Source organism: Kitasatospora sp. NPDC059327, from assembly GCF_042752535.1.
Classification (GTDB): domain Bacteria; phylum Actinomycetota; class Actinomycetes; order Streptomycetales; family Streptomycetaceae; genus Kitasatospora.
Window position 1 is genome coordinate 55,883 of the sequence record NZ_JBHYYB010000017.1, and the last position, 21,235, is coordinate 77,117.

At 74.3% G+C, this 21,235-nt stretch carries 7 protein-coding genes and 1 pseudogene; all 8 read left to right on the forward strand.

The genetic code is table 11. The annotated features are described in order from the left end of the window. Positions 1-12: 12 nt before the first annotated feature. The 8 genes and pseudogenes from ACFXHB_RS13405 to ACFXHB_RS13440 all read left to right on the forward strand — a co-directional run bounded on the left by ACFXHB_RS13405 (position 13) and on the right by ACFXHB_RS13440 (position 21,223). Positions 13-1,044 (forward strand): TauD/TfdA family dioxygenase, encoded by a 1,032-nt coding sequence (locus ACFXHB_RS13405; protein WP_380574189.1) that lies wholly within the window; start codon positions 13-15, stop codon positions 1,042-1,044. Beyond that, on the forward strand, positions 1,031-7,612 hold the full coding sequence (locus ACFXHB_RS13410; protein WP_380574190.1) for an amino acid adenylation domain-containing protein: 6,582 nt from the start codon (positions 1,031-1,033) through the stop codon (positions 7,610-7,612). Before ACFXHB_RS13405 ends, ACFXHB_RS13410 begins: the two co-directional genes overlap by 14 nt. Continuing rightward, a complete protein-coding gene (locus ACFXHB_RS13415) occupies positions 7,609-14,814 on the forward strand; it encodes an amino acid adenylation domain-containing protein (RefSeq protein ID WP_380574191.1) in 7,206 nt (2,401 codons plus the stop codon). Before ACFXHB_RS13410 ends, ACFXHB_RS13415 begins: the two co-directional genes overlap by 4 nt. A 346-nt stretch (positions 14,815-15,160) precedes the next feature. Next, positions 15,161-15,346, forward strand: a pseudogene (locus ACFXHB_RS13420) (helix-turn-helix domain-containing protein); the annotation flags it as partial. A gap of 246 nt (positions 15,347-15,592) precedes the next feature. After that, positions 15,593-16,531: a hypothetical protein gene (locus ACFXHB_RS13425; protein WP_380574241.1), complete on the forward strand. Its 939-nt coding sequence runs from the start codon at positions 15,593-15,595 to the stop codon at positions 16,529-16,531. Positions 16,532-16,761: 230 nt separating this feature from the next. After that, entirely contained in the window at positions 16,762-16,926 is a 165-nt protein-coding gene (locus ACFXHB_RS13430; RefSeq protein ID WP_380574193.1) for an FxLD family lanthipeptide, read from the forward strand. 113 nt (positions 16,927-17,039) lie between these two features. Further along, a complete protein-coding gene (locus tag ACFXHB_RS13435) occupies positions 17,040-20,030 on the forward strand; it encodes a lantibiotic dehydratase (RefSeq protein ID WP_380574195.1) in 2,991 nt (996 codons plus the stop codon). Continuing rightward, entirely contained in the window at positions 20,030-21,223 is a 1,194-nt protein-coding gene (locus ACFXHB_RS13440) for a lanthionine synthetase C family protein (protein WP_380574196.1), read from the forward strand. Before ACFXHB_RS13435 ends, ACFXHB_RS13440 begins: the two co-directional genes overlap by 1 nt. Positions 21,224-21,235: the final 12 nt, after the last annotated feature.

Genomic DNA, 21,235 nt, shown 5'->3' on the forward strand with positions numbered 1-21,235 from the left:
ACGCTGAGGCGCATGACTGCGAACCCCTCCATCCGGCCCGTGCCGGCGGACCGAGCCCGGGCGAACGGCGCGGGCTCCGTCCTCCCCCTGACCGTGCCGGCCGACACTCCCGGCACGCCCCTGGCCGCGTACCTCTCGGCCGCCCGACCGTTCGTCCGCGGCCGGCTGCTCGAACACGGCGCGGTCCTGCTGCGCGGGTTCGACGTCGGCGGCGTGGACGGGTTCGAGGCGGCGGTGCGGGCGGTGTCCGGCTCCCCCCTCGCCTACGCCGAGCGGTCCTCGCCGCGCAGCACCATCAAGGGGCAGGTGTACACCTCGACCGACTACCCGCCGAACGAGGAGATCTTCCTCCACAACGAGAACTCCTACCAGGCGGACTGGCCGCTGACCCTCTTCTTCCACTGCGTCGAGCCGCCGGAGACGCTCGGCGCCACCCCGCTCGCCGACACCCGCCGGGTCTACCGGGCGATCGACCCCGCCGTCCGGGAGGAGTTCGCCGCCCGCGGCTGGATGGTGGTGCGCAACTTCTCGGACGGCTTCGGCGTGCCGTGGCAGCAGGCCTTCAACACCTCCGACCGCGCCGAGGTGGACGCCTACTGCGCGCGCAACGGCGTCGCCACCGAGTGGACCGCGGACGGCCTGCGCACTCGCGCCCGCCGCGCGGCGGTCCACCGCCACCCGGTGACCGGGGAGACGGTGTGGTTCAACCACCTGACCTTCTTCCACGTGACCACGCTGGGCGAGGAGGTGAGCGCCGCGCTGCGGGAGATGTACGACGACGAGCAGCTGCCGACCAACACCTACTACGGCGACGGCCGGCCGGTCCCGGACGACATCGTGGCGCACCTGCGCGCCTGCTACCGCGCCGAGTGGCGGCGCTTCGACTGGCAGCGGGACGACGTCCTGCTCGTGGACAACATGCTGTCGGCGCACGCCCGCGAGCCCTTCACCGGCCCGCGCCGGATCGCCGTGGCCATGGCCGAGCCGCACTCGGCCGTCGTGAACCCCGACTCGCGCCTGGAGACCTCCGATGCCCACCGGTGACAGCGGCCTGCCGCTCTCGTTCGCCCAGGAACAGCTCTGGTTCCTTGATCAGCTCCGCTCCGGCGCCTCCACCGAGTACCTGATGTGCGAGGCGTTCCGGATCCGCGGCCCGCTCGACCTGCCGGTCCTGGAGGCGGCGTTCGGCGAGATCGCGGCGCGGCACGAGGTGCTGCGCACGCGCTACGGCACCGAGGCCGGCACCGGGGTGCAGTACGTCGACGAGCCCGGCCCCGTGCCGCTCGCCCCGGTCGACCTGACCGGCCTGGCGGAGGCCGACCGCGAGGCGCGGCTGGCCGAGCTGCACGCCACCGAGCTGCGCACCCCGATCGACCTGCGCACCCGGGCGCCCTGGCGGCTGACGCTGGCCCGGCTCGCCGAGGAGGAGTCCGTCCTGCTGGTGACGGTCCACCACATCGCCTTCGACGGCTGGTCCTGGGGCCTGCTGGCGCGCGAGCTGCACGAGCTCTGCACCGCCTTCGCGACCGGCGAGCCGTCGCCGCTGGAGCCGGTCCCGGTGCAGTACGCCGACTTCGCGCAGTGGCAGCGCGACACCTGGGCCGCCGACCCCGAGCGCGAGGAGCGGCGGCGCGGCTACTGGCGGGAGCGGCTGGCGGGGCTGGAACCGCTGGAGCTGCCCACCGACCGCCGGCGCCCGGCCCGCTGGGACCCGGCCGGCGACAGCGTCCCGTTCACCGTGCCGGCGGAGCTGGCGCGACGGCTGGCCGCGCTCGGCCAGGAGGGCGGCGCGACCCCGTTCATGGTGCACCTGGCCGCGTTCCAACTGCTGCTCGCGCGCTGGTCCGGCCGGCCCGACGTGGCGGTCGGCGTGTCGGTCTCCGACCGCAACGAAGTCGCCCTGGAGCCGCTGGTCGGCATGTTCCTCAACACCGTGGTGCTGCGGACCGACCTTTCCGGCCGCGGGTCCTTCCTCGACCTGCTGGCACGGGTCCGCGAGACCACCCTGGACGCCTACGAGCACCAGGACGTGCCGTTCGGCTGGGTGGTGGCCGACCTCGCCCCCGAGCGGGACCTCTCCCGCAACCCGGTGTTCCAGGTCGGGTTCGCGCTGCACAACGCCGAACGCCGCCCGCTGCGGCTGCCCGGACTGGACGTCACCAAGGTCGGGACGGCCACCGAGCACTCCGCCTTCGACCTCTCGCTGCACCTGTCCGAACTCCCCGACGGCTCGTTCGCGGCCAAGCTCATCTACCCCACCGCGCTGTTCGACCGGGCCCGCGTCGAGCGGATGGCGGCGAGCCTACTGCGGCTGCTCGCGGGGATCGCCGACCGTCCGGCCGCCCCCGCGTACGCGCTGGAGACCGTGCCCGACGCGGAGCTGGCGGCCCTGGCCCGCTGGAACCGCACCGAGACCGAGCGCCCGGGGCAGTCGCTGGCCGAACTGTTCTTCGCCCAGGCGCTGGCCACCCCGGACGCGGTCGCCGTGGTGTCCGGCGCGCGGGAGACCGACTACGCCGACCTGGCCGACCGGGTCCGCCGGCTCGCCGGCCGGCTGCGCTCGCGCGGCGTCGGCCGGGAGAGCGCCGTCGGCGTCGCGCTGCACCGCGGCACCGACCTGGTCACCACCCTCCTCGCGGTGCTGACCGCGGGCGGGGTCTACGTCCCGCTGGCCCCGGAGCAGCCGGCCGACCGGCTGGCCCACCTGGTCGCCGACGCCGGGGTGAGCCTGCTGGTGACCGAGAACGCCCTGCTCGGACAGGTGCCCGAGCACCCGAACACGCTCGTGCTGGACGCCGCCGACGGCCGCGGTGAGGCCCCGGGCCTCGACCCCGTCGGCGCGGCCGGCACCGAGGCCGCCTACGTGATGTACACCTCCGGCTCCACCGGCCTGCCCAAGGGCGTGGTCGTCCCGGAGGCCGCGATCCGCAACCGGGTGCTCTGGTCGGTGGAGCGCTACGGCCTGGGCCCCGGGGACCGGGTGCTGCAGAAGACCACCATCGGCTTCGACGCCGCCGTGTGGGAGTTCCTCTCCCCGCTGGTCTGCGGGGCCACCGTGGTGACCGGCCCGCGGGACGCCCACCGCGACCCGGCGGTGATGGCCCGCGCCGTCGCCGAGCACCAGGTCACCGTGCTCCAGGGCGTGCCCTCGATGTTGCGCCTGCTGCTGGACGAGCCGGCGCTGGCCGACTGCGACGCGCTGCGCGTGGTCTGCTCGGCGGGCGAGCCGCTGCCCGCCGACCTCTGCGCCCGGCTGCGCCGGATCGTCGACGTCGAGGTGGTCAACACCTACGGCCCGACCGAGTGCGCCATCGACTCCACCGCCTGGCCCTACGACCCGGCCGAGTCCGGGGAGCAGGTGCCGATCGGCCTGCCGCTGCCCAATGTGCGCGCCTACGTGGTGGACGCCGAGGACCGGCTGGTGCCCGTCGGCGTGGTCGGCGAGCTGTGCGTCGGCGGCATCGGGCTCGCCCGCGGCTACGCCGGCCGCGGCGACCTCACCGCCGACCGGTTCGTCCCCGATCCCTTCGCCGCCGTCCCCGGTGCCCGCCGCTACCGCACCGGAGACCTGGTGCGCCGCCGCGCGGACGGCGCGCTGGAGTACGTCGGACGCGTCGACGACCAGGTCAAGATCGGCGGCGTGCGGATCGAGCCCGGTGAGATCGAGGCCCTGCTGGCGACCCACCCCTCGGTGGCCGCCGCCGTGGTCGTCGCCCAGCGCTCCGGCACCGGCGACACCCGGCTGACCGCCTACGTGGTGGCCGCCGCCGGGACCCGGACCGAACCGGAGGCGCTCCGCGCCCACCTGGCGGCCGGACTGCCGGAGGCCATGGTGCCGTCCGCCGTCGTCACGCTCGACGAACTGCCGCTCACGCCCAACGGCAAGGTGGACCGCCGCCGGCTGCCCGACGTCGCCGCCGAGGCGGAGCGGCCGGCCGGGACGGCCTGGGAGGCGCCGCGCACCGACGCCGAGCGGACCGTCGCCGCGCTGATGGCCGAGGTGCTGGACGTCGAACGGGTCGGCGCGCAGGACGACTTCTTCCTGCTCGGTGGGTACTCGCTGCTCGCGATCAAGCTGGTGCTGCGGCTGCGCCGCGCCTTCGGCATCGAGCTGACCGTCGGTGAGCTGTTCCACGCGCCGACGGTCGCCGGGCTGGCCGCCCGGATCGCCGGCGTCGCCGACACCGCGCCGCGCGGTGCCGAGGACGCCGTCCGCCCGGTGGGCCGCGACCGCCCGCTGCCGCTCTCCTTCGGCCAGCAGCGGATGTGGTTCCTCGACCAACTGGAGCCGGGGAGCCACGAGTACGTCGTCCCGCTGGCGCTGCGGCTGACCGGTCCGCTCGACACCGGGGCGCTGCGCGGTGCGTTGGACGCGCTCTCCGCCCGGCACGAGGTGTTGCGCACCCGGTACCGGGACGAGGGCGGCGATCCCGTCCAGGTCATCGACCCTGCCGGCCCGGTCGACTTCACCCTGACCGACCTGACCGACCTGACCGACCTGACCGACCTGACCGACCTGACCGACCTGACCGGCTCGGTGGACGGTGCCGACGCCGAGGCGCGGGCCCGCGCCCTGGTCGACGAGCTGGCCCGCTCGCCGTTCGACCTGGCCCAGGGCCACCCGCTGCGGGTCACCCTGATCCGCACCGCCCCCGAGGACCACCTGCTCGTCCTGACCCTGCACCACATCGCCTTCGACGCCTGGTCGACCAACGTCTACCTGCGCGAACTGGACCTCGCCTACCGCTCCCTCACCGAGGACGCGCCGGCCCTGCCGGCCCCCGAGCCGGTCCAGTACGCGGACTTCGCCCACTGGCAGCGCGAGCAGCAGGACGCCGGCCGGCTGGATCACCAACTCGCCTACTGGCGGGACCGCCTGGGCGGTCTGACGCCCGTCGAGCTGCCCACCGACCGGGTCCGCGCCGCGGTCCGCGACTCCCGCGGCGGCAACGTGGTCGTGGAGGTCGCGCCGGAGGTCGGCCGGGCGGTCACCGAACTGGCCGGCCGGCACGGCGCCACCCCGTTCATGGTGCTGCTCGCGGTGTTCCAGGTGATGCTGCGGCGCTACACCGGTCTCGACGACCTCGCGGTGGGCACCCCGGTCGCCGGGCGGACCCGCCAGGAGACCGAGGAGCTGGTCGGGTTCTTCACCAACAACCTGGTGATCCGCAACGACCTGGGCGGCAACCCGGCCTTCACCGACCTGCTGGACCACGTCCGCGGTTCGGTGCTCGACGCCTTCGCCCACCAGGACGTGCCGTTCGAGCACCTGGTAGACGCGCTGCGGCCGGAACGGGACCTCTCCCGCAATCCGCTGTTCCAGGTCATGTTCGAGCACCAGCACCTGGCGGGCGTCCCCGCCCGGCTCGGCGCGGCCGCCGTGGAGCCCGTCCGGGCCGGCCTGGAGATCGCCAAGTTCGACCTCACCGTGACCGTCAAGGAGCGCGGCGGCCGGATGTACTGCTGGTTCGAGTACGCCACCGCGCTCTTCGACCGGGCCACCGTCGAACGGATGGCGGGCCACTACCTGACCCTGATCGGCAGCGTCACCGCCGCCCCCGGCGCGCGGATCGGCGACCTCGGCATGCTCACCGACGCCGAGCGGCACACCGCCCTCACCCGCTGGGCCGACCCGGCGGGCGACCGGACCGCCGCGCTCGACCCGGTCGCGGAGCACGGGCTCACCGTGCCGGAGCTCTTCGCCCGGCAGGCCCGGCGCACCCCGGACGCGATCGCCGTGGTCTTCGGCGAGCAGCGGCTGAGCTACGCCGAACTCGACGCGCGGGCCGACCGGTTCGCCGCCCGGCTGCGCTCCCTCGGGGTCACCGCGGAGACCGTCGTCGGCTCGCTGCTGGAGCGGAGCGTCGAGGCGGTGGTGGTGCTGCTCGGGGTGCTCAAGTCCGGCGGCCTGTACGTGCCGTTCGACCCGCAGCACCCGGCCGAGCGGCTGGACTTCATGCTCGCCGACGCCGGCCCGGAGCTGGTGGTCACCACCGGCGCGTTCGCCGAGCGGGTGACCGGGCCCTATCGCGTGGTGCTCGCCGACGGGACCGACGCGGCGACCGACGCCGGGGTGGACGCCCCGACCGGCGCCCCGACCGGCGCCGGGGTGGACGCCCCGACCGGCGCCGCGACCGATGCCCCGGCCGATCTCACGGCCGAGGCCGCGACCGCGCCGGCGCCCGTCCGGATCCACCCGGAGAACCTCGCCTACGTCATCTACACCTCCGGCTCGACCGGCCGCCCCAAGGGCGTGATGATCGAGCACCGCTCGTACGCCCACCACTGCCGGGTGATCGCCGACCAGTACGGCATCGCGCCCGGCGAGCGGGTGGTGCTGCTCTCCGCGCTCACCTTCGACGTGGCGATGGACCAGATCGCGGCGACCCTGGTCGCGGGCGCCACCGTCGTGGTGGCCGACCCGGTGTTCTGGACCCCGGCCGAGCTGCCCGCCAAGCTCGCCGAGCACGGCGTCACCATCGTCGAGATCACCCCCTCCTACTACCGGGCCGTCCTGGAGTCCCCCGACCTGCCCCTGCTGAGCGGGCTGAAGCTGATGAACGTCGGCAGCGACGTGGTCACCGGCCTCGACGCCCGGCGCTGGGCGCGGACCGGCCTGCCCGCCCGCTTCCTGTGCAACTACGGCCCGACCGAGGCCACCGTCACCTGCCTGCTGCACCCGGTCTCCGAGGTGCCGGCCGAGGGGGACGAGGCCTCGGCCCTGCCGCTCGGACGGCCCGTCCCCGGCACCCGCGCCCACATCCTGGACGCCGACCAGCGGCCCGTGCCGGTGGGGGTGCCCGGGGAGCTGTACCTGGGCGGCGTCCGGCTGGCGCGCGGCTACCACCGGCGCCCGGAGCTGACCGCCGAGCGCTTCGTGCCCGACCCCTTCGCCGAGGAGCCCGGCCGGCGCCTGTACCGGACCGGCGACCTCGCCCGTCACCGGCCGGACGGCACCATCGAGTTCCTCGGCCGGATCGACCAGCAGGTCAAGGTCCGCGGCCTGCGCATCGAACTCGGCGAGATCGAGGCGGCCCTGGCTCGCCACCCCGCCCTCCAGGAGGCGGTGGTGACCGCGCCGGAGACCGCCCCGGGCGAACGCCGGCTGGCCGCCTACCTGGTGGCCCGGCCCGGCAGCCCGATGCCCGACGTCGCCGAACTCCGCGGCCACCTGCGGGCGCTGCTCCCCGAGTACATGATCCCCGCGCTCTGGGTGCCGCTCGACGTGCTCCCGCTGACCGCCAGCAAGAAGGTCGACCGCAAGGCCCTGCCCGACGCCTCCGCCGCCCTGGCCGGCGGCGCCCGCGAGCACCTGGCCCCGCGCGACCCCGCCGAGGAGGCGGTCGCCGCGATCTGGAGCGAGGTGCTGGGCGTGGAGCGGATCGGCGTCCAGGACGACTTCTTCGCCCTGGGCGGGCACTCGCTGCTCGCCACCCGGGTCCTGGCCCGGCTCCGCGAGGCGTTCGCCGTCGAGCTGCCGCTGCGCCTGCTGTTCGAAGCCACCACGGTGGCCCGGCTCACCGAGGCGGTGACCGACGCCGTCGAGGCCGAGATCACCGCGCTCACCGACGAGGAAGTGGCGGGCCTGCTCGCCGAGGAGGGGCACCGATGACCGACACCAAGGACCGCGCCCAGCTCCGGCAGGAGCTGCTCCGCCGGCGCCTCGCCGGCCGGGCCGCCGCCCCGGCCGAGGGCATCGGCCGGGCACCCCGCGGCGGCCCGCTTCCGCTCTCCTTCGCCCAGCGCCGGCTCTGGATCCTCGACCGGCTCCAGCCCGGCAGCACCGAGTACCTGGTGACGGCCTCGCTGCGGCTGCGCGGCCCGCTCGACCGCGCCGCGCTGCACACCGCGCTGGACGGCATCCAGCACCGGCACGAAGTCCTGCGGACCAGGTACCCGGTGGTGGACGGCGAACCCGTCCAGGTCATCGAGGCGCCGGGGCGCGTCCCGCTCGCCGAGGAGGACCTGACCGCCCTGGACCGCGCGACCGCGACCGCCCGGCTGGCCGACCTGGCCACCGGCGCGCGCCGCCCGGTGGACCTCGCCGAGGGCCCGGTGTTCTCCGTCGTGCTCGCCCGGCTCACCCCGCGGGAGCACGTCCTGCTGCTGACCGTGCACCACATCGCCTGCGACGGCTGGTCCGAGGACCTGCTGGTGCGCGAACTCGCCGAGCGCTACGACGACGCCGTCGCCGGGCGCCCGGCCCGCACCCCGGAACTCGCGGTGCAGTACGCCGACTACGCGGTCTGGCAGCGCGAGCGCCTCTCCGACGGGGCCCTGCGGCGCCGGCTCGACCACTGGACCGAGCGGCTCGCCGGACTGGCGCCGCTGGAACTGCCCACCGACCGGCCCCGCCCGCCGGTGCGCGACGCGGCCGGCGCCCTGGTGCCGCTGGCCGTCCCGGCCGACACCGCCGGGCGGCTGACGGCGCTCGCCCGGGAACAGGGCGCGACCCCGTTCATGGCCCTGCTGGCCGCCCACGCCGTCCTGCTCGGCCGCTGGAGCGGGCAGCGCGACATCGCCGTCGGCTCCCCGGTGGCCGGGCGCGACCGCGCCGAGGTGCAGGACCTCGTCGGCCTCTTCCTCAACACCCTGGTGCTCCGGGTCGACCTCACCGGCCGGCCCACCTTCGCCGAGCTGCTGCGGCAGGTCCGGGAGAGCGCCCTGGACGCCTACGGGCACCAGGAGGTGCCCTTCGAGCGGCTGGTCGAGGAGCTGGCGCCCGAGCGCGACCCGGCCCGCACCCCGCTCTTCTCCTCGATGCTGCTGTGGCAGGACGCGGCCGGCGCCCCGGCGCCCGCCGCCATGGGCGGCCTGACGTCGGAGCGGCTGCCGGTCGGCGAGAGCACCGCCAAGTTCGACCTCACCGTGGGCCTGGCCGAACAGCCGGACGGCTCGCTCGCGGGCAGCGTCAACTACGCCACCGCGCTGTTCGACCGGGCGACCGCCGAGCGGTTCGCCGCCCAGTTCGCCCGCCTGCTGGAGAGCGCCGTCAGCACGCCCGACGCCCCGCTCGACGAGCTGGAGATCCTCCCCCGGGAGGAGCGCGAGCGCCAGCTCCTCACCTGGAACGCCACCGGCCGCGACTACCCCACCGGCACCCTGCCGCTGCTGTTCGAGGCCCAGGCCGCCCGGACCCCGAACGCGGCCGCGGTGCGGTTCGAGGGCGCCGACCTCACCTACCGCGAGCTCGACGTCCGGGCCAACCTGCTCGCCCACCACCTGCGCACCCTCGGCGTCGGCCCGGAGTCCGTGGTCGGCGTCTGCCTGCACCGCGGCGCCGACCTCGTGGTGGCGCTGCTCGCGGTGCTCAAGGCCGGCGGCGCGTACCTGCCGCTCGACCCGGACTACCCGGCGGACCGGCTCGCCTTCATGCTGGCCGACTCCGGCGCCCGCGCCGTGGTCACCGACCCCGGGCTCACCCCCCTGGTCTCCGGCCACACCCCGCACCTGGTGGACATCACCGCCGAACTGCCCGGCGGCTGGAGCCACGACCCGGTCTTCGCGGCGGCCCCCGAACACCCGGCCTACCTGATCTACACCTCCGGCTCGACCGGCCGCCCCAAGGGCGTCCTGGTCGAGCACCGGGCCATCGTCAACCGGCTGCACTGGATGCAGGAGGCCTACGGACTCGACGCCACCGACCGGGTGCTGCAGAAGACCCCGTACAGCTTCGACGTCTCGGTGTGGGAGTTCTTCTGGCCGCTGATCACCGGCGCCACCCTGGTGATGGCCCGCCCCGGCGGCCACCGCGACCCCGCCTACCTCGCCGACCTGATCGACGACGAGGCGATCACCACCCTGCACTTCGTCCCGTCGATGCTGCGGGCCTTCCTCGCCGAGCCGCTGCGGCCGCTGCCCTCGGTGCGCCGCATGGTGTGCAGCGGCGAGGCCCTGCCCGGCGACCTGGTCACCGCCGTCCACGAGCGGATCGGCTGCGAGCTGCACAACCTGTACGGACCGACCGAGGCCGCGGTCGACGTCACCGCGGTCCGCTGCGAGCCCGGCCGACCCGTCACCATCGGCCGTCCGATCGCCAACACCCGCGCCTACGTCCTGGACGCCGCGCTGCGCCCGCTGCCGATCGGGGTGCCCGGCGAACTCCTGCTCGGCGGCGTCCAGTTGGCCCGCGGCTACCTCGGTCGCCCCGGGCTCACCGCCGACCGCTTCGTGCCCGACCCCTTCGCCGCCGCCCCCGGCGGGCGGCTCTACCGCACCGGCGACCTCGCCCGCTACCGGGCGGACGGCGAGATCGAGTACCTCGGCCGGCTCGACCACCAGGTGAAGATCCGCGGCCAGCGGGTCGAACTCGGCGAGATCGAGGCGGTGCTGGCCCAGGCCCCCGGCGTCACGGCCGCGGCCGTCGCCGTCCACGACGAACAGCTCGTCGGCTACCTGGTGCCGGCCGCGGCCGACGTCGAGGCGGCCCGCGAGCACCTGCGCGGGCGGCTGCCGGAGCACATGCGGCCGGTGCACTGGACGACCCTGGAGACCCTGCCGCTGACCCCCAGCGGCAAGACCGACCGCAAGGCGCTGCCGGCACCCGACCGGACCCGCTCCGAGCTGGTCGGCGCGTTCGTCGCCCCGCGCGACGCGATCGAACAGACCCTCGCGGACGCCTTCGCCGCCGCCCTCGGCGTCGACGAGGTCGGCGTGCACGACGGCTTCTTCCAGCTCGGCGGCGACTCGATGCGCGCCATCCGGGCCGTCGGCGCGCTGCGCGACCAGGGGCTGGCCCTCTCCGTCCAGGACGTCTTCGCCCGGCAGACCGTCGCCGAGCTGGCCCCGCTGGCCGCCGGCCGGCCGGCCGCCGCACCGGTGGAGACCGCCCTGGTCGGCCGGTTCGAGCTGCTCGCCCCGGGCGACCGCGCCCGCCTCCCCGAGGGCCTGGTCGACGCCTACCCGATGGGCCAGGTCCAGGTCGGCATGGTCTACGAGCTGCTGGCCGACCCCGAGCGCAACACCTACCAGAACGTCAGCACCTTCCAGATCGTCGACGACGGCCCGTTCTCCGCCGAGGCGCTGAACGGCGCGGTCCGCCTGCTGCTGGAGCGGCACGAGATCCTGCGCACCTCCTTCGACCTCTCCGGGTACTCCGAACCGCTCCAACTCGTGCACGCCGCCGACCGCCTCCACCTGGAGATCGGCGTGGACGACCTGCGCGGCCTGCCGGCCGAGGAGCAGCAGGCGGTCGTCCGGCGCTTCCGTGCCGAGGCCCAGCGCACCCCGTTCGACATCGGGCGCGCCCCGCTGCTGCGCTACCACGCCCATCTGGTCGGCGACCGGGAGTGGCTGCTCACCCACGTCGAGTGCCACGCCATCCTGGACGGCTGGAGCCACCACTCCGTCATCGGCGAGCTGCGGGCCGTCTACCGCGAGCTGGCCGCCGGCACCGGCGCCCCCGCCGCGGCGCCGCCGGAGGTCCGCTACGCCGACTTCATCCAGCTGGAGAAGCAGGCCCTGGCCTCCCCGGCCGACCGCGAGTTCTGGCGCGGGCGGATCACCGGCCGCGACCGGCTCCGGCTGCCCGCCGACAGCGCCCCGGCCGAGGCGCACCTGCCCGCCACCGAGGTCCGGCTGCCCTGGGCCGGGCTGGAGCCGAGGCTGCGCCGGCTCGCCGCCGACACCCAGAGCTCGCTCAAGACCGTCCTCTACACCGCCCACCTCAAGGTGCTCGGCCTGCTCAGCGGCCAGCGCCGGTTCTTCGCCGGCGCGGTGACCAACGGCCGGCCCGAGCTGCCGGGCGGCGACCGGGTGCGGGGCATGTACCTCAACACCGTGCCCTTCGCCGTCGACCTGCGGGCGCCGAGCTGGCGCGAGCTGGTGCGCTCGGTGTTCGCCGAGGAGCTCGCCCTGTGGCCGCACCGCCGCTACCCGCTGCCCGCGATGCAGCGCGAATGGGGCGGCGGGGAGCCGCTGGTCGAGGTGGTCTTCGCCTACCTGGACTTCCACGTCCTCGACGAGCACCGTACGGAGATCGGCACCGTCACCGACCACAGCCCGAACGAGTTCACCTTCGACGTCTGGACCTTCCCCGGCGAGCTGCGGATGACCTGCCGCCCCGGCTGGGTCGGCCGCGAGCGGCTGGCGGCGATCGGCGAGACCTTCCTCGCCGTGCTCACCGCGATGGCCGACGACGCCGAGGCGGACCCGCAGGCCTTCCGGGCCCCCGCCCTGGACCGGCTGACCGCCGAGGCCCCCGCCACCCGCCCGCTGCCCGAGGTCTGCGTGCCCGAACTGATCGCCACCCGCGCCGACCCCCGGGCGATCGCCCTGGAGGACGCGGAGCGACGGCTGACCTACCGGGAGGTGGACACCGCCAGCAACCAGCTGGCCCACCTGCTGCGCGGCCTCGGCGTCGGGCCCGAGACACCGGTCGCGATCTGCCTGGACCGCGGCATCGAAGCGGTGCTGGCCATGCTCGGCGTCCTCAAGGCGGGCGGCTACTACGTCCCGCTCGACCCCGCCTACCCGGACGCGCGGATCGGCTACGTCCTGGACGACGTCCGCGCCGAGGTGGTGATCTGCCACCCGCGGGACACCGAACGCTTCGCGCGGATCGCCGACCTGCGCTGCGTCCCCCTGGACGCGCGGTGGTCCGGGCTCGCCGTCCTCCCCGAGACCCCGGTCGAGGCGGGCACCCACCCCGACAACCTGGCCTACGTCACCTACACCTCCGGCTCCACCGGCCGGCCCAAGGGCGTCCAGGTCACCCACCGGGCCGTGGTCCGGCTGGTGCACGACCCCAACTACGCCGACCTCGACCCCGACCAGGCGCTCCTGCTGCACGCGCCGCTCGCCTTCGACGCCTCCACCCTGGAGGTGTGGGGCGCGCTGGGCAACGGCGCCCGGCTCGCCGTCTGCCCGCCCGGGGCGACCACCGCCGCCGAACTGGCCGAGGTGATCCGCCGGCACCGGGTGACCCTGCTCTGGCTCACCGCCGGTCTCTTCCAGCACATGGTGGAGACCGAACCGGAGGCCCTGGCCGAGGTCCGGCAGGTGCTCGCCGGCGGTGACGCGCTCTCGCCCGCGCACGTGCGGACCGCCCTCGGGCACGGCGTGGCGCTCACCAACGGGTACGGCCCCACCGAGTGCACCACCTTCAGCACGGCGCTGCGCGGGGTCACCGAGGCGGACGCCGACCGCGGGGTGCCGATCGGCGTGCCGATCACCGACACCCGCGTCCTGGTGGTCGACGACGACCTCGACCCGGTGCCGTTCGGCGTGGCCGGCGAACTGCTGGTCGGCGGCGCCGGCCTCGCCCGCGGCTACCTGGGCCGCCCCGACCTCACCGCGGACCGCTTCGTGCCGGACCCGTCCGGCACCGACCCCGGGGCCCGCTTCTACCGCACCGGGGACATCGTGCGCCGCGACCCCGACGGGACGCTGTCCTTCGTCGGCCGGCGCGACAACCAGGTCAAGATCCGCGGCCACCGGGTGGAGCTCGCCGAGGTGGAGGCCATGATCGGCGGACTCGCGCCGGTCCGGTCCGCCGCGGCCGCCGTCCACCCCGGACCGGACGGCCACAAGCGCCTGGTCGGCTACGTGGTCCTCGAACCCGGGACCGGCCCGCTGGACGTCGCCGTACTGCGCGAGCAGCTCCGCCGGCGGGTGCCCGACTACCTGGTGCCCGGGGCCTGGGTGGAACTGCCCGCGCTCCCGCTCACCGCCCACGGGAAGATCGACCGGGCGGCGCTGCCCGCGCCCACCGGACCGGCCCCGGCCACCGCCTCCACCGCCCCGCGCACCCCCGCCGAGCGGGCCGTCGCCGAGGTCTGGGCCGAGGTGCTCGGCATCGAACAGGTCGGCGTCGACGACGACTTCTACCTGCTCGGCGGGCACTCGCTGGCCATCCTGCGGATCACCGCGCTGCTGCGCGAACGGCACGGCATCGAGCTGACCGTCCGCTCCTTCGTCGCCGACCCGACCGTCGCCGGACTGGCCGCCGCCGTCGACGCGGCGGCGGCCGGCGAACCGGTGGAGTCGCTGCTCTGGCTCCGCCGGGAGGGCGACCGGCCCCCGCTGTTCCTCGTCCACCCCGGTGGCGGCAGCGCCCACTGGTACCGCCCCCTGGTGCCCCACCTCGACCCGGACCAGCCGGTCGCGGCCTTCGCCTGGCCCGGCCTCCAGGCCGAGCACGGCGGCCCCGTCCCCACCACCGAGCAGATGGCGGAGCGCTACCTGGCCGAACTGCGGGCCGCGGCGCCGCACGGCCCGTACCGGCTGTTCGGCTGGTGCGGCGGCAGCGGCATCACCAGCGAGCTGGCCCACCGGCTGACCGCCGAGGGCGAGGAGGTCACCTTCCTCCTGCTCGACCCGGGGCTCGACAACCACGAGCGGCCCGAGCTGTGGAAGGAGTACCGGCTGATCGAGAGCTGCGTGGCGAAGCTGACCGAACTGGCCGCCGCACCGCCCGAGCAGGACACCTCCGTGCTCCGGAAGGAGACCCTGGCGCTGCTCGAACACCTGGTGGACGACGTCGACCCCGAGGTCGGGATCGTGCTGCCGGAACACGGTGCCGGCGAGGTCTGGCTGCCGTCCGCGAAGATGTGGCGCGAGGTCATGGAGATGTGCCTGACGTACCGTCACCACGTTTACAGCGGGCGGCTGCACCTGATCGCCAGTGACGAACTCGCCGACGGCGAGCACGAGGTGGCCTCCGGCCAGGACTTCGGGGAGTACCTGGCCCGTTGGCAGGAGCTCACCGGCGACGTCGCCCTGCACCGGATCCCCGGTGACCACTTCGGCGTCATGAAGCCGCCCCACCTCGGCCGCCTGGCCGAGACGATCACCACCATCCTCGCCGGGGGCTGACCCCGGCGGCACCGAACCACCGCGAGGGCGGGGGCGCACACCGCGCCCCCGCCCTCGCGGCATCGGCGGGGAACGGGCGACGTCGCCGGCGCAGCGGGGCCTGCCGGCGGAACCCGATCCACGCCGACTCGCCCGCGGCGCCCCGGCACGGCGCGGTGTCGTGCTTCGGCACGGTGGGGCAGTCGAGCGTGCGCGGCTTCCGGGAGGAATCCGCAGGGGTGGTCCGGCGCTATTCACCGCCGGATCCGATGGCCGGAGTGCGCCCGTTCGCGCCGGCAACGGGCACCCCCGGAGTACGGTTGCTGTCTGTAGCGGTTTGATCACGGGCTTCGGGGTGTGTCCAGTGATGGAGATCAACAAGATCGTCGGGCAGCGCATCGAGAAGGGGCGACGGCGACGGGGATTGCAGCAAAGGCAACTTGGAGCGAGGGTGGGGCGGTCCGAGTCGTGGGTCGGTCAGGTGGAGCGTGGGGTCATCGCGCTGGACAGCGTCGGCCTGGCGGAACGGCTGGCTCTCACTCTGGGGTTGACGGTCGACCATGTTCTGGCGTTCGACATTCGCTACCCGAACGCCGTTGTGGTAGCACAGTCAGGGAGATCACAGGCGGCATCTGCGCCTTTGCCCCGCGCGACGGCGCCCGATGCGGAAAGCTCTGGGACTGTGCTTCGACGTACCCTCACTCTCGGTTCGCTCGCCGGCCTGACTGCCGCGTTCGTCGGCCTCTCACCGGAGTCCCAGGCCCAGGCCGCGCGGCAAGGCGCGCCTGTCGATCGGACGGTGGTGGATGAGCTGAGGTCGATCGGCGCCACGTACCGGCGCTCCTACAAGAGCTTTCCGGCGTCCAGCCTGGTGCCGGTCGCGCACCACCAGATCGAGCTGGTCATCTCGCTGCGGCCGAAGGACCAGCCGGAGGCCGTGCGGAACTCGCTGCTGGCCCACGTGGCCGAGATGGCCGCGCTCGCCGCGATCCTGCTCTCCATCGACCTCGGCGACCGGGAACGGGCCGACGCCTACGGCGAACTCGGCTACCAGGTCGCCAAGGAGATCCAGAGCCCCGAGCTGACCGCACTGCTGCTGGGCGGCCGTGCCTTCGGCACCTCCTACGGGGGTGACCCGGACGGCGGCCTGGACTACGCGCTCGCCGCGGTGGACGCCGCCGAACGCGGGGCCTCCGCACGGATGCGGGCCTGGACCCACGCGGTCGCCTCCGAGATGTACTCCTCCACCGGCGACGAGCACGGTTTCCGCTCCTCCCTGGAGGAGTCCCGTACCGTGCTGTCCGGGTCGATGGACGACGAACGCTGGGGCGGCATCTCCTGGTTCGACGAGTCCAAGGCATCGGCCTACGAGGGAAGTGACCTGCTGCGGCTCGGCAGGTACGACGAGGCCCTGCCCTCCCTCGACCGGGCGCTCGACCGGCTCGATCCGGAGATGCTGCGGCACCGTTGCACCGCCCACATCGCCCGCGCCGAGGCCCACGCCGGAGCCGGCCACATCGACGCGGCCTGCCAGGACGGGCACGCCGCACTCGACCTGGTCGCCCGAATCCAGCATCGCGAGACCCTGCGGAGGGTCGGTGACATGCACCGCAAGCTGCGGTCGGCCAGGACCTCGGCCACGAGGGGCCTGGGCGAGCACCTGATCGACACCCGGTCCCTTCTGGCGGCTGCGGGCGGCGCGACCTTACGCACCGATTTCGGCCCGCCGAAGGTGTAACTCGCGGTCCCGATGGCTGATCAGGGCGGGTCCGCCCCGATGTGGTCCAGACCGATCCGCAGTGGGGCTGCGGGCTCGTTGGCGGTTTGCGTATCTGATCTTGGACGGGGCGGCATGGTGGTGCCCATGCCGCCCCGGGGTGCCGTACCAACCCGCCTGGGCGCGGTTGCGCACGTAGCAACGACTGCCGCCCGCAAGCGACAGCACCAGTCACCAGTGAAGGAACCGAGATGGCACCGAACCAGCTCAACCTGCCCACCCTGCAGGGCACCGATCTTCTCGACCTCGATGTCACGGTCACCACCGAGGACGGCAGCGACAGCCTCGCTGACGGCTGCGGTACCTCCGACGGCTGCGGCTCCACCTGCGCGTCGGCGTGCACCAGCGCGGTCTGACCAGCGCTCAGTCCGGGACCGGGAAGCTCTCGCTTCCCGGTCCCGGCCGGCTCCTTCTCCGAGGGGCGTGACGACCCCTCATTCCCTACACGACCCGATCGGCGGAGGAACGGATGCACACCCCCTACAAGCAGTCCGGCGCCGCTCTCCTGCGCGCGGCCGCCGCACCCCTGGCCGCCGTACCCGCCAGGTGGCCGGACCTGAGCGACACGGCCGAGTGCCGGAGCTGGCTGGCCGAGGTTTGGTCGCGGCCCGGTTTCGCCGACGCGGTCCGGGAAGCCAGCGACGGCCTGGCGGAGCGGATCGACGCCCTCTTGGCCGGCCGGGCCGTCCTGGACAAGCATGTCTGCCGGGCGGCTGTCTCCACCGCCCGCTACCTGTTGCGGTTCACCGGTCGCCCCACCCCCTTCGGCCTGTTCGCCGGCATTGCCCACGCCTCGCTCGGGTCCGGTTCCCGGGTCCGGTGGGGCAGCGGGCACCGGCCCATTGCCAGGGTGGACGCTGAGTGGCTGGCCGGAATCATCGACGCTCTGGAGTCCTGTCCCGCGCTGCTGGATCGCCTCGACGTGGTGTTCAACAACCTCGCCGCTGAGCGGGGCAGCCGTCTGCAGGTCCCGTACGGCGGTCCGAACCGGGTCAGTATCCGGCACACCGCCGCGATTCGCTTCGTGCAGGAGACCGCGTCCGTTCCGGTGCCCTTCGCCGTGCTGGCTGAGCGGCTGACCGCCGCCGTGGGCCAGGAGCCGGGGAAGGTGACTGCGATGCTGACCGAGCTGGTCGGCCGCCGGTTCCTGATCACTGCCCTGCGGGCCCCGCTGACCGTCACCGACCCGCTCGGTCACCTCCTCGACCGGCTGCATGACGCGAAGGCCGCCACCCTGCCGGTCACCGCCGAGCTGGTGCGCGAGCTGGAGACGATCCACGCCGAGCTGCACGCCCACAACCGGGCCGAGCCCGGTAGTGGCCTCGCGGGGGTCCGCCGGGCGGTCCGGGCCCGGATGCGTGAGCTGTCCGGGGCCGGACGGACGCCGCTGGCCCTGGACCTGGTCCTCGACTGCGACATCCGGTTACCCGGCTCGGTGGCCACCGAACTGGAGCGGGCGGCCGGAGCCCTGCTGCGGCTGACCCGCCAGCCGTCCGGCGAAGCGGTCTGGCGGGACTACCACCTCGCCTTCTGGGAGAGGTACAGCATCGGCACGCTGGTCCCGCTGACCGAGCTGGTCGATCCGGCCACCGGGCTCGGCTTCCCCGCCCAGTACCCGGGCAGCACCCTGCCCGAGCCGGTGGCCGTGCCGACGCGCCGCGACGAACGGCTCCTCGCGCTGGCCTGGCAGGCGGTGGGCACCGGCCAGGAGATCGTCCTCACCGACCAGATGATCGACGCGATCACCGACGGCCGCAGCCCGGACCCGCGCTTCGTGGTACCGCACGTCGAGATGGCCGCCCGCGTCCACGCGGACAGCACCGACGCGCTCGACCGGGGCGAATTCACCGTGACCGTTTCCCCGGCACGTTCTGCCGGGACGCTCACCTCCCGGTTCAGCCCGGCCGCCACGGGCACCGACCTGGCCGTGGTTTACGCGGCGGTGCCCGCCATGGTCGAGGGCGCCCTGTCAGCTCAGTTGTCCTTCCCTACCCTGTACGCACACGCGGAGAACGTGGCCCGTATCCCGGCCTACCTGCCGTATGTCATCTCCCTGGGCGAGCACCGGTCCGCTGACCGGGTCGACGTGATCGAGGTGGACGACCTCGCGGTCACCGCGACCCGCGACCGCCTGTTCCTGGTCAGCATGTCCCGGATGCGGGTGGTCGAGCCGCAGGTCTTTCACGCGGTCGCGCTCGACAAGCAGACCCCGCCGCTGGCCCGGTTCCTCGCGCACCTGCCCCGAGCGTTCGCCGCCGCCTGGACCGGCTTCGACTGGGGTCCGGCCGCCGCGAGCCTGCCGTTCCTGCCCCGGGTCCGGTACGGTCGGTGCGTCCTGGTACCGGCCCGCTGGCAGCTGACGGCCGCCGAAGCGGCCGATCTTGATGCCTGGCGGAGCCGCTGGCACTGCCCTGCGGTAGTGGACTGGCGCGAGGACGACCGCACCCTGCGGCTCGACCTCACAATCCCGGCCCACGCCGCGATCCTGGCAGCCGAGCTGGCCAAGCGCGGCAGGGCCACCCTCACCGAACCGGCCGCCGACCGCCTCGGCTGGATCGAAGGGCACGCCCACGAGATTGCCCTACCCCTGACCACCACCGGTCCCCAGGCCCCGTCGCCGCTGACCGGACCGGCACCCCGGCTGGCCACCCGCACCCACGGCCACCAGCCCGGCACCGACGCTGTCCGCTGGCTGAACGCGAAGATCCCTACCCATCCCGAGTTGCTGACCGAGATCGTCGCCGACCGGCTGCCCAAGCTCCTGTCCGACCTCGGCAACCCTGTGCACTGGTTTGTCCGCTACCGCACTCCGCGCGAGAGCGACCATCTGCGGCTGCGGCTGCGAGTCACCGGCCCCGGGCAGCAGGCCGAGTTCGCCCGGGAGGTCGGCGAGTGGGCCGAGCACTTGCGGCAGGACGGCCTCGCGGCAGGAGTCTCCTTCGACGCCTACACCCCAGAGATCGGCCGCTACGGTACCGGCCGGGCGTTGGAAGCCGCCGAGGCAGTGTTCGCCGCCGACTCCCGGCTGGCCGCCGCTGCCCTCCGCAGCGTCCCGGCCGCCCAGATCCCGTCGACGGCACTTGTCGCCCTCGGCATGCTGCACATCGCCCACGGGTTCTTCGGTGTGAACGAAGGTACCGCCTGGCTGGCCGAACGCCCGGCCCGCCCGGCCCCGGTGGATCGGGCGGTCGCCGACCGGGCCGTCGCCCTCACTCGGCCGGGCGCGCTGGCGACCCTACCTGGCTGGACCGGCGAGCCGGCCCGGGCCCGGCAGGACCGCAAGCGGGCCCTGGCCGCCTACCGGCGGTTGCTGCCCGAGGACGTGGACACCGCCTCCGTCGTGGAGTCACTGCTGCATATGCATCACAACCGGTTGGTCGGCCTCGACCCGGACGGCGAGGCGGCCGCCCGCCGCCTGGCCCGTCAGCTCGCCCGTTTTCGGCAGGAAGGACAGTCGTGATGACCGCCTCCACCACAGAACGCCGGGTGCCCCCGGCCAAGGCGGCGCCGGGCTGGGCCCAGGCCCTCGACATCGGCGCCCCCGGCCTCGCCCTCGCCCAGATCGAGTACGCCCGAACCGGCGAAGGCGACTGGGCCACTGCCCACCGCTGGGCCTCCGCCACCGTCGCCGAGCCGGTCAACGCCAGCGCGGCCCGAGCCAGTCTGTTCCGGGGCGCCCCCGCCGTCGCCTTCACCCTTCACGCGGCCGGGCCCGGGACCTACCAGCGGGCCTTGTCCACCCTCGATGAGCACGTCGCCGACCTGACCCGCCTTCGGCTGGCCGCCGCCCACGCCCGCATCGACGCCGGACGGCTGGCCGAGCTGCGGGAGTGGGACCTGATCAGCGGACTGACCGGCATCGGTAGCTACCTGCTCGAACGCCACGGCGACACCGAGTTGTTGCGGGAAGTGCTGGCCTATCTCGTTCGCCTCACCGAGCCCATCACGGTTCACGGTGAACCGCTGCCCGGCTGGTGGTGCGTCAACGGTCCGTCCGACAGGCCCTCTCCCCGTTGGCCGGGCGGGCACGGCAACTTCGGCATCGCTCACGGAATCGCTGGTCCGCTGGCACTTCTGTCGAGCACGATGAGACGGGGCGTCACCGTGGCCGGACAGAGCGAGACGATCACGCTGATCTGCGCTTGGCTGGACCGCTGGCGGGGCTGCAGCCGTGCGAGCACCTGGTGGCCGGAGATGATCTCCCGCACCGAGTTGATCATCGAAGCCGGCCACCACGATCGCCCGCGGCGGCCGTCCTGGTGCTACGGCACCCCCGGCCTCGCCCGGGCCCAGCAGCTCGCAGGTCTCGCTCTCGGCGACACCCAGCGCCAGAAGCTGGCCGAGGGCGCCCTGCTGTCCTGTGTCCGGGACCCAGCCCAGCTGTTCGACCTCTCCGACGCGACGCTCTGCCACGGCTGGGCCGGACTTCTGCTGACCGTCTGGCGGGCCGGTGCCGATGCCACCGACGAGCGCCTGACAACCGAGCTGCCCCGGCTCGCCGCCCGCCTCGACCAGCACCTCCACCGCGCCGGTCGGCCCGCCGAGACCGGCCTGCTCGAAGGCACCGCCGGAATCGACCTGGTCCGCCACACTGCCGCGACCACCACTGAGCCCCCCACCCGTTGGGACGCCTGCCTCCTCCTGGCAGGCTGACCTCTATCCAAG

Excerpts from the sequence above, each read along its gene's own strand:
- ACFXHB_RS13430 (WP_380574193.1), top strand. The coding sequence starts at position 16,762 with ATGGCACCGAACCAGCTCAACCTGCCCACCCTGCAGGGCACCGATCTT.
- ACFXHB_RS13435 (WP_380574195.1), top strand. The coding sequence starts at position 17,040 with ATGCACACCCCCTACAAGCAGTCCGGCGCCGCTCTCCTGCGCGCGGCC.
- ACFXHB_RS13415 (WP_380574191.1), top strand. The coding sequence starts at position 7,609 with ATGACCGACACCAAGGACCGCGCCCAGCTCCGGCAGGAGCTGCTCCGC.
- ACFXHB_RS13410 (WP_380574190.1), top strand. The coding sequence starts at position 1,031 with ATGCCCACCGGTGACAGCGGCCTGCCGCTCTCGTTCGCCCAGGAACAG.
- ACFXHB_RS13405 (WP_380574189.1), top strand. The coding sequence starts at position 13 with ATGACTGCGAACCCCTCCATCCGGCCCGTGCCGGCGGACCGAGCCCGG.
- ACFXHB_RS13440 (WP_380574196.1), top strand. The coding sequence starts at position 20,030 with ATGACCGCCTCCACCACAGAACGCCGGGTGCCCCCGGCCAAGGCGGCG.